The 7,904-nt window shown below is 60.1% G+C and carries 10 protein-coding genes; 2 read left to right on the top strand and 8 right to left on the bottom strand.

Annotated features, from left to right (window positions below; genetic code table 11):
• Both tcmP and VGY55_13400 read left to right on the top strand, forming a co-directional pair.
• On the top strand, positions 1-868 hold an 868-nt coding region (gene tcmP / locus VGY55_13405; protein HEV2970963.1), incomplete at its 5' end, for a three-Cys-motif partner protein TcmP.
• Positions 865-1,701, top strand: a complete 837-nt coding sequence (locus tag VGY55_13400) for a phage Gp37/Gp68 family protein (GenBank protein HEV2970962.1) — start codon at positions 865-867, stop codon at positions 1,699-1,701. The genes tcmP and VGY55_13400, both read left to right, overlap by 4 nt.
• 159 nt (positions 1,702-1,860) lie before the next feature.
• On the opposite strand, the gene fba is transcribed toward VGY55_13400, so the two are convergent.
• The 8 genes from fba to rpmJ all read right to left on the bottom strand — a co-directional run bounded on the left by fba (position 1,861) and on the right by rpmJ (position 7,744).
• Positions 1,861-2,907 (bottom strand): class II fructose-bisphosphate aldolase, encoded by a 1,047-nt coding sequence (gene fba / locus VGY55_13395; protein ID HEV2970961.1) that lies wholly within the window; start codon positions 2,905-2,907, stop codon positions 1,861-1,863.
• Positions 2,908-3,179: 272 nt separating this feature from the next.
• Positions 3,180-4,034: a hypothetical protein gene (locus VGY55_13390; protein ID HEV2970960.1), complete on the bottom strand. Its 855-nt coding sequence runs from the start codon at positions 4,032-4,034 to the stop codon at positions 3,180-3,182.
• A gap of 137 nt (positions 4,035-4,171) precedes the next feature.
• The gene (locus VGY55_13385) at positions 4,172-4,747 is read right to left on the bottom strand and encodes a L17 family ribosomal protein (GenBank protein ID HEV2970959.1); all 576 of its coding nucleotides are present in this window, start codon (positions 4,745-4,747) and stop codon (positions 4,172-4,174) included.
• 102 nt (positions 4,748-4,849) lie between these two features.
• Complete coding sequence (locus VGY55_13380) at positions 4,850-5,842, bottom strand: DNA-directed RNA polymerase subunit alpha (protein HEV2970958.1); 993 nt, start codon at positions 5,840-5,842, stop codon at positions 4,850-4,852.
• 137 nt (positions 5,843-5,979) lie between these two features.
• Positions 5,980-6,606: a 30S ribosomal protein S4 gene (rpsD, locus tag VGY55_13375; GenBank protein ID HEV2970957.1), complete on the bottom strand. Its 627-nt coding sequence runs from the start codon at positions 6,604-6,606 to the stop codon at positions 5,980-5,982.
• A 50-nt stretch (positions 6,607-6,656) separates the two neighbouring features.
• Positions 6,657-7,037: a 30S ribosomal protein S11 gene (rpsK, locus tag VGY55_13370; GenBank protein HEV2970956.1), complete on the bottom strand. Its 381-nt coding sequence runs from the start codon at positions 7,035-7,037 to the stop codon at positions 6,657-6,659.
• A 100-nt stretch (positions 7,038-7,137) separates the two neighbouring features.
• A complete protein-coding gene (gene rpsM, locus VGY55_13365; GenBank protein ID HEV2970955.1) occupies positions 7,138-7,521 on the bottom strand; it encodes a 30S ribosomal protein S13 in 384 nt (127 codons plus the stop codon).
• A 106-nt stretch (positions 7,522-7,627) separates the two neighbouring features.
• Complete coding sequence (rpmJ, locus tag VGY55_13360; protein ID HEV2970954.1) at positions 7,628-7,744, bottom strand: 50S ribosomal protein L36; 117 nt, start codon at positions 7,742-7,744, stop codon at positions 7,628-7,630.
• Between the last annotated feature and the right edge of the window lie 160 nt (positions 7,745-7,904).

Here is a 7,904-nt window from a genome sequence, read left to right as displayed (position 1 = left end):
CACTAGCTCACTGGTCGCCGAGTTCAAGAAACTGCCCGGCGTGAAAACACTGAAGTATCAGCCGGATGTCAACACGGAGGAAGTTGGCGAGGGAATCGTCAAGATGTTCGAGGAAATGAATCTCGTGCCGACGCTGTTTTTTGTCGACCCGTGGGGCTACAAGGGCCTATCGCTCCGGCTGATCAACTCGGTGCTGAAGGACTGGGGTTGCGAGTGTGTCTTCTTTTTCAATTACGGTCGCATCAACATGGGACTAGCAAATCCGATTGTGAAAGAGCACATGGACGCTCTCTTCGGCGAAGACCGTAGCAAAGAGCTTCGGAAGAAGTTGGAACCGATGAGCCCGCAAGAGCGCGAGCTGACAATTGTCGAGGAGATTTGCAAGGCATTGATCGAGATGGGTGGTAAGTACACTTTGCCCTTCGGCTTCAAGAATGCAAGGGGCACGCGGACAAAGCACCATTTGATCTTTGTCAGCAAGCACCCGCTCGCCTATAAGATCATGAAGCGGGTCATGGCAAACGAGAGTTCGAGTGCAGAACAGGGCGTGCCGTCGTTCGAGTACAGCCCCGCCACCAAAAGTCAACCTTTACTCTTTGAACTGGCTAGGCCGCTCGATGAGCTTGAGGGCATGTTGCTCGATGAATTTGCGGGCCAGACATTGACGATGAACGACATTTACGAAGCTCATAACTACGGGCGGCGATACATTGATAAGAATTACAAAGACGCACTCACCAAAATGGAAATGGCCGGAAGAATCAAGGGCAATCCGTCCCACGAACTGCGCCCAAAGCGGAAGGGAGAAATCACGTGTGCGGATCACGTTAAGTTCAGCTTCCCGAAAAGTAAAGGATCTAAGCCATGAGCGCGACGTCGACGATCGAATGGACCGATGCGACTTGGAATCCCGTGCGCGGATGCACAAAGATCAGCCCCGGGTGCAAACATTGCTATGCTGAGACGTTTGCAGAGCGCTTTCGAGGCGTGGCCGATCATCCCTACGAACAAGGTTTTGACCTGCGGCTTGTCCCAGAGAAGCTGCTGGAACCAATCAAATGGGCAACCCCGAAGACAGTTTTTGTCAACTCAATGAGTGACCTCTTTCACGAGAGCGTTCCGGATTGGTATATCGAGCAGGTCGTGCGCGTTATGAATCTGGCAAACTGGCACACGTTTCAGGTGTTGACCAAGCGAGCTGCGCGGCTGCGCGATTTACTTGCATCGACGCTCTCCTTTGCCGCCGGCCAACGCCACATTTGGTGGGGCGTGAGCGTCGAAGACAGGAAACACGGAACTCCGCGAATCACAACGTTGCGCGAGGCTCCGGCCGCAATTCGGTTCTTGTCGGTCGAACCGCTGCTTGAAGACTTGGGCGAGATTGACTTGAGTGGTATTCATTGGGTTATCGTGGGGGGAGAGAGTGGCGCCGGCGCAAGGCGGATGGACGAGGTTTGGGTAAGAAACGTTCGCTGCCAATGCGATGCGGCCGGGATCCCGTTCTTTTTCAAGCAGTGGGGCGGAGTAAGGAAATCGGAGGCTGGCAGGGCGCTCGAAGGTCGGACCTTTGACGACATGCCAACACGGAGCGCTCATCGACCACCCTCGAAGGCCGATCGAACAGCAATGATCGCGGCGGTGAACAAGTGGTGCTCAATTGTCGATCGGCCAATGTCGCAGCAACAGCAGAATGTTGTCTGATCCGCGCGTTGTCGAGTCAACCCTGCACCCTCCCGGCGCCCACAGATTGGATACTTTAGCACCCTCTCATTCCAATCGGCTGAGCGCGACTCTCGCACATTTGTATAGTTGCAACCAACGCGGCATTGCCGGGGGCCGCATTCCCGCGCTCGTTCTCGGTCACGCCAAAACTGCATACCGATCCGCCATCTCGTCGAGCGAGACTGGTTTGATCTTGCCCGCGTTCCCGGCCTGGCCGAAGGCGATCATCCGCTCGGCGCAGACTTTTTTCATCGCCTCACGGGCCGGTTTGAGGTAGTCGCGCGGATCGAACTTATCGGGGTGCTCGGCGAACACCGTGCGGATCGCCCCGGTGATCGCCATTCGGCAGTCGGTATCGACGTTGATCTTTCGCACGCCGTTGGCAATGCCGCGCTGGATTTCTTCGACGGGCACGCCCCAGGTCTGCGGCATTCGGCCGCCGTATTTGTTGATGATGTCTTGCAGCTCCTGCGGCACCGAGGAGGAGCCGTGCATCACCAGATGGCAATTCGGCAGCCGGCGATGGATTTCGACGATCCGGTCCATGGCCAGCACCTCGCCATCCGGCTTGCGAGTGAACTTGTAGGCCCCGTGGCTGGTGCCGATTGCCACGGCCAGGGCATCGACGCCCGTGTCGGCGACGAACCGTTCCGCTTCGTCGGGATCGGTGAGCAATTGGTCGTGCGAGAGCGTCCCCTCGGCGCCGTGGCCGTCTTCCTTCTCTCCCATGCCCGATTCAAGGGAGCCAAGGCAGCCCAGCTCGCCTTCGACCGACACGCCTTGCCGATGGGCCATCTCGACCACGTCGCGCGTGACGCGGACGTTGTATTCGTAGTCGGCCGGCGTCTTGCCATCGTCCTTGAGCGAGCCGTCCATCATCACGCTCGTGAAGCCGTTTTCGATCGCGCTCTTGCAGGTGGCCGGGCTGTTGCCGTGGTCCTGGTGCATGGCGATCGGAATCCGCGGATAGAGTTCCGCGGCTGCGAGCATCAAATGCCGCAGGTAGTTGTCCTGTGAATAGCTCCGTGCCCCGCGAGAGGCCTGCACGATCGCGGGCGAATCGGTCTCGGCGGCGGCCGCCAAGATCGCCTGAATCTGCTCCATGTTGTTGACGTTAAACGCGGCCAGGCCGTAACTGTTCTCGGCCGCATGATCCAAAAGCAATCGCATGGGAACCAATGGCATGACGACACACTCCTAATCTGGAAGCAACGACACGGGCGATTGGCGGCGGCTCGGTGGCAGCCGCGGCCGGGCACATTTTATGCAAAACCGGCGACTTCCATAAGTGGCCCCACGGCGAGCAGCGGAATCCGCCGGAATTCCATGGTGGTTGCGATACGAACGCGTAGGGTGTGTCGAGCGAAGCGATAACGCACCGGGAAGAGGAGTACGGTGCGTCAGCGCGGACTTGACGCACCCTACGGCCGCCGGCGAATTCAGCAATACTGGACGCGCTATTTGCCCGTCACGCGCACGAAGAGATCGTTGTACTTCGTCTCGGCCAAACGGATCACCAGCAGCTTCTGGTCGAGATGGCCCGATTTCGGCTCGGTGAAGAAGTAGTGTCCCAGGCTCCCTGGTCGCTCGGGAAGGCTGGTGATGAGCAGCATTTGGTCGGGGGCGAGCGTCGCCGTCAGCTTGAGCTTGTCGAAGGTTCGTTTGGGCTTCGCCGACTGCATGCGGATCACGCCATCGTCGGCCACGTATTTCTGCCGGGCCTCGCCATACTGCAACTCCGGCAACAGGCTCAGCGTCACATTGCGGTCGGGCTGAGGATCGACGTCGATGATGAAATCCCCTTGAGCCTGCCGATACGTCTTGCCGCCAAGCTGGCCATCATCGCGAATGAGCGGCGAAAGCTGGTCGTAAACCGGCGACGCGATGATATTGCCCGGCCGGCCGCGGTGCATTTGCAAACGGCTGCGCCGAACCGCGGGCTCCGATTCCAACTTGGCGGCGGCGACGGCGGGAGTGGAATGGTCTTCGGCCGCGGCGAGCCGGCGCGCGAGGATTGCCGGAGTCTCGCCCCCGATCACGCCGGCCCGCAGACCGTTGGCCGCCAGTTCGGCGCGCGTGGCGGCCGGCAGCGACTGCTCGTCGACATCGTTCCAAAGCGCGCCGTTCATTTCAGCGTCGCCGACCGGGAAGCGTATATAGACAACCTCCAACTCGACTCCGTCGTCGGTCAACTCCAACGGCGCCAGCGGCGATGTGCCTTTCGGTTTGTAGACGAGTTGCTCGCAGCCCGAGAGCCAAAGCGTCGCGACGAGCGCAAACGCCACGGGCAGAGGATGAGCACGGTTCGGCATCGATTTGACAGCCCGACGAGTTGTCAGGCGGGAACGCCTGACGTGCTGTTAGCGAAGGCCAACCCCGAAGAACTCGAGGTCAACCCATGATGAGGTCGCAAAGGCTAAACGCCCGGCCGCTTGGCGTCAATAGGTTATCAGCTTGGCGCGCCGGTCTCGACCTTCGGCGCTTGCATTCGCTGCGAAACGCGGTCGCGAACGCCGACGAACTCGAGAATTGCCCGCGTGCCGGCATCGCCAAGCCGCGGTTTCGAGAGGCGCAGCACGCGGGTATATCCGCCGGGCCGGCCGACAAACCGCGGCGCGACCGTCGAGAACAGAACCCTCGTTGCCTGCTTGTCTCCCAACATCCGGACAACGCGGCGACGGGCCTTGACGGAAGGCGCCATCGCGTGGGCCCATTTCTTCCAATCCTCGCTTTCTCGCCAGGCCTTCCAGCTTTCGCTGTTCCGCGCGGCCGTGGTCGCATATTGCTTGGCCGCTTCCTCGGCTTCTAATCCAGCCCGAGCGATCGTGATGCACCGCTCGACCAAAGGTCGGACCTCCTTGGCCTTCTGAAGCGTCGTAATGATCCGCCCTTTCACGCCAGGCTCGTTGTCGTCCAATTCGGCGTCGCGTTCAGTGAGGAACAGGGCGCTGGCCAAATTGCGGAACAGGGCCAGACGATGGCTCGGAGAACGGCCGAGCACGCGGCCTTTTTTTCGATGTCGCATGGGAAGGGCTGGGGCTAGGGACTCGGGGCTCGGAAATGCAACACGCTGCGCGTGACGAGATCGCCGATTTGGCCCCGCTTTGAATTGACAATTCGATCCCGGCTAGACTCCGCTGGTGGCGGGGACGCGCATGCCGAGGCGCAGCCCGAGTTCGGTCAGCTTCTCACGCACCTCGCGAAGCGTGGTTTCACCGAAGTTGCGCACTTCGAGCAACTGGTCCTCGTTGCGGTTCACCAAGTCGCGGACGGTGTGGATGTTCTCGCTTTCGAGGCAATTCATCGCCCGCACCGACAGCTTCAACTCCGCCAGGCTCATGTTCAACTTCGATTCGATCGTCGCATCGTAGGTGGCCTGTCCCAATCCGCGCGACGCCGAGCTAACTCGCGGGCCGAGTTCGCTATACTGCACGAACGGATTGAGATGCTTGCGAAGAATCTTCGCCGATTCGACCAAAGCGTATTCGGGGCCGATCGAGCCGTTCGTCCAAACCTCCAGCGTCAACTTGTCGTAGTTCGTCTTCTGGCCGACCCGCGTTTCTTCGATCTCGTACCTCACGCGAACCACCGGACTGAAGACGGCGTCGACGGGAATGATCCCGATCTCCTGCACGTTCGGGCTGTGCTCGGTGGCGGGGATATAGCCGCGGCCGTTCTCCACCACCATCTCCATCAGAAAAGGCACGTCGTCGGTGAGCGTGGCAATGATATGGTGCTTGTTGATCACGACGACCGATTCGTCGGTCTGCACGTCAGCCCCGGTGACGACACCGCGCTTGTTCTTCTCGATGCGGATGACGCGGGTCGATTCGCTGTGGTTCTTGACCACCAACGACTTGACGTTGAGCACGAGGTCGGTCGAGTCTTCAACGACGCCGGGCAGCGTGGTGAATTCATGTTGCGCGCCGTGAATCTTGATTTGCGTGATCGAACTCCCCTCGAGGCTCGACAGCATAATTCGCCGCAGGCTGTTGCCGATCGTCACGCCGAAACCGCGCTCGAACGGCTCGGCGATGAACTTGCCATACGTGGAACTGAGCGTTTTGGCATCGCAGGTGATCGAACTGGGAAGTTCCAATCCGCGCCATCGAATGTGCATAATGGGCCTCCGGCAAGGATGAAAAAGGGGTCAGGAACCTTTTTCTCGTTCTCCACGTGACTCGGGCCATGTCCGCTGAAAAAGGTTCCTGGGGCCTTTTTCACAGCCTGTTTCACGGCGTCGTTTTTCGCAGCGTGCTACTTGGAGCACAATTCAATAATCAAATTCGGTTGGATCGGGATCGACACGTCTTCCATGCATGGCAAACGGCTGACGCGCCCTTCGGGAATCGCTCCCTCCGCCCGCGACAGAAAATCGGGCACGTCGCGGTGGAATTCGGACACGCAGCCCAAGACCGCCTGCAGGCTCTTGGGGCGATTCTTAGCGCGAATCACGTCGCCGACCTTCACCAGGTAGCTGGGGATATCGACGCGGCGGCCGTTCACGGTAATGTGTCCGTGGCCGATCATCTGCCGGGCCTGGGCTCGCGACAGCGCGAAACCCAGCCGATGCACGATGTTGTCCAGCCGGCGCTCGAGCAGCGTCATCAGGGCCTCCCCGGTGTTCCCCTTGCCGCGCTCCGCTTGAGCGAAGTAGCCGCGGAACTGGCGCTCGAGCACGCCGTAGTAGTGCTTGACCTTCTGCTTCTCGCGGAGGTGGACGCCGTAATCGGTTAATTTGCCGCGGCGAGCCTGATTGTGCCCCGGCGGAGAGTCGCGGCGTTCGATCGCGCACTTCGGCGTATCGCAGCGCGTCCCCTTGAGAAACAGCTTGAGTCCGTCGCGGCGGCACAAGCGGCAGACAGGTCCGGTGGTTCGAGCCATGATGATTGCGTGTTAGTTGGTAGGCAGGATAATTAGCGAATGACTAATGACTACACGCGGCGCTTCTTCGGCGGGCGGCAACCGTTGTGCGGCAGCGGCGTCACATCTTCGATCGACTTGATGGTCAGGCCGGCCGATTGGAGGGCCGTGATCGCGCTCTCTCGACCGCCGCCAGGACCCTTTACGCGGACTTCCAATTCCTTAACGCCGAACTTCGAGGCCTTTTCCGCGCATTGCTGCGCGGCGCATTGCCCGGCGAACGGCGTGCTCTTGCGGCTCCCCTTGAAACCGCAGGTGCCGCCGCTGGCCCAGCAGAGCGCGTCTCCCTTCGTGTCGGTGATCGTCACGGTCGTGTTGTTGAAGCTCGCCTTGATGTGGGCGACGCCCACAGTGACGTTGCGTCGGGCTTTGCGTCGTTTGCTCTTGGCCATCGTAGTGTGTGCGGGTGATCGGGTGATTTTCGGTCGACAAGCGCTCCCCTGCGCTGCGCAACGGGTCGCGGCTAAGCAGATGCGGAATGGTACAGTTCAGTTATTTCAGGTCTTTGACGCCCTTCTTGCCGGCCACCGTCTTCTTCGGGCCCTTGCGGGTGCGGGCGTTGGTGCGCGTTCGCTGGCCGCGAACCGGCAACCCGCGACGATGGCGGATGCCGCGATAGCAATTGATATCGCGCAGTCGCGAAATATTCTGGGCCGTTTGTCGGCGCAATTGTCCCTCGACCACGTAGTCCTTGTCGAGCAGGGCGGCCATCCGGGCCACCTCGTCCTCGTGCAGCTCGCGCGCGTGAACCTGCGGATTGACCCCTGCTTTATGGCACAACTCACGGGCGACCCGCGGACCCACGCCATATAAATACTGCAGCGAGATGACCGTCGGCTTGTCGCTCGGAATGTCTACACCCAACAGACGCGGCATGATGATGGACTCCAAAACCCGATTTATACGGCGGCGAGCAAGTGGCGGCTAAGCCGACAAGCGGCGCCGCTCACGATTCGAGCGACGCAGCGCCTTGAGCACGGTCCTACCCCTGACGCTGCTTGTGACGGGGATCGCTCTTGCAGACGACGTAGACCACGCCGCGGCGGCGAACGATCTTGCACTTCTCGCAAATGCGCTTTACGCTCGCGCGAACCTTCACGGCAAACGCCTCACTCTCTTCGTCGCTGCAATGGTCGAAAGCGAATCAATATAAACTCTCGACCCCAGCGCCTTCAAGCCCTTTCGGAACGGTTTTTGCCATTCGCCAAAAAGTCCGCGGACAAATAGGTTATTGCGAGGGGGAAATCAGCCCTTTTCCG

Source organism: Pirellulales bacterium (assembly GCA_035939775.1).
Classification (GTDB): domain Bacteria; phylum Planctomycetota; class Planctomycetia; order Pirellulales; family DATAWG01; genus DASZFO01.
The sequence above is the reverse complement of the archived record's forward strand: the minus strand, read 5'-3'. Positions and strand labels throughout refer to the sequence as shown.

Excerpts from the sequence above, each read along its gene's own strand:
- rpsM (HEV2970955.1), bottom strand. The coding sequence starts at position 7,521 with ATGCCGCGTCTGTTGGGTGTAGACATTCCGAGCGACAAGCCGACGGTC.
- VGY55_13385 (HEV2970959.1), bottom strand. The coding sequence starts at position 4,747 with ATGCGACATCGAAAAAAAGGCCGCGTGCTCGGCCGTTCTCCGAGCCAT.
- VGY55_13380 (HEV2970958.1), bottom strand. The coding sequence starts at position 5,842 with ATGCACATTCGATGGCGCGGATTGGAACTTCCCAGTTCGATCACCTGC.
- VGY55_13390 (HEV2970960.1), bottom strand. The coding sequence starts at position 4,034 with ATGCCGAACCGTGCTCATCCTCTGCCCGTGGCGTTTGCGCTCGTCGCG.
- VGY55_13400 (HEV2970962.1), top strand. The coding sequence starts at position 865 with ATGAGCGCGACGTCGACGATCGAATGGACCGATGCGACTTGGAATCCC.
- rpsD (HEV2970957.1), bottom strand. The coding sequence starts at position 6,606 with ATGGCTCGAACCACCGGACCTGTCTGCCGCTTGTGCCGCCGCGACGGA.
- rpsK (HEV2970956.1), bottom strand. The coding sequence starts at position 7,037 with ATGGCCAAGAGCAAACGACGCAAAGCCCGACGCAACGTCACTGTGGGC.
- fba (HEV2970961.1), bottom strand. The coding sequence starts at position 2,907 with ATGCCATTGGTTCCCATGCGATTGCTTTTGGATCATGCGGCCGAGAAC.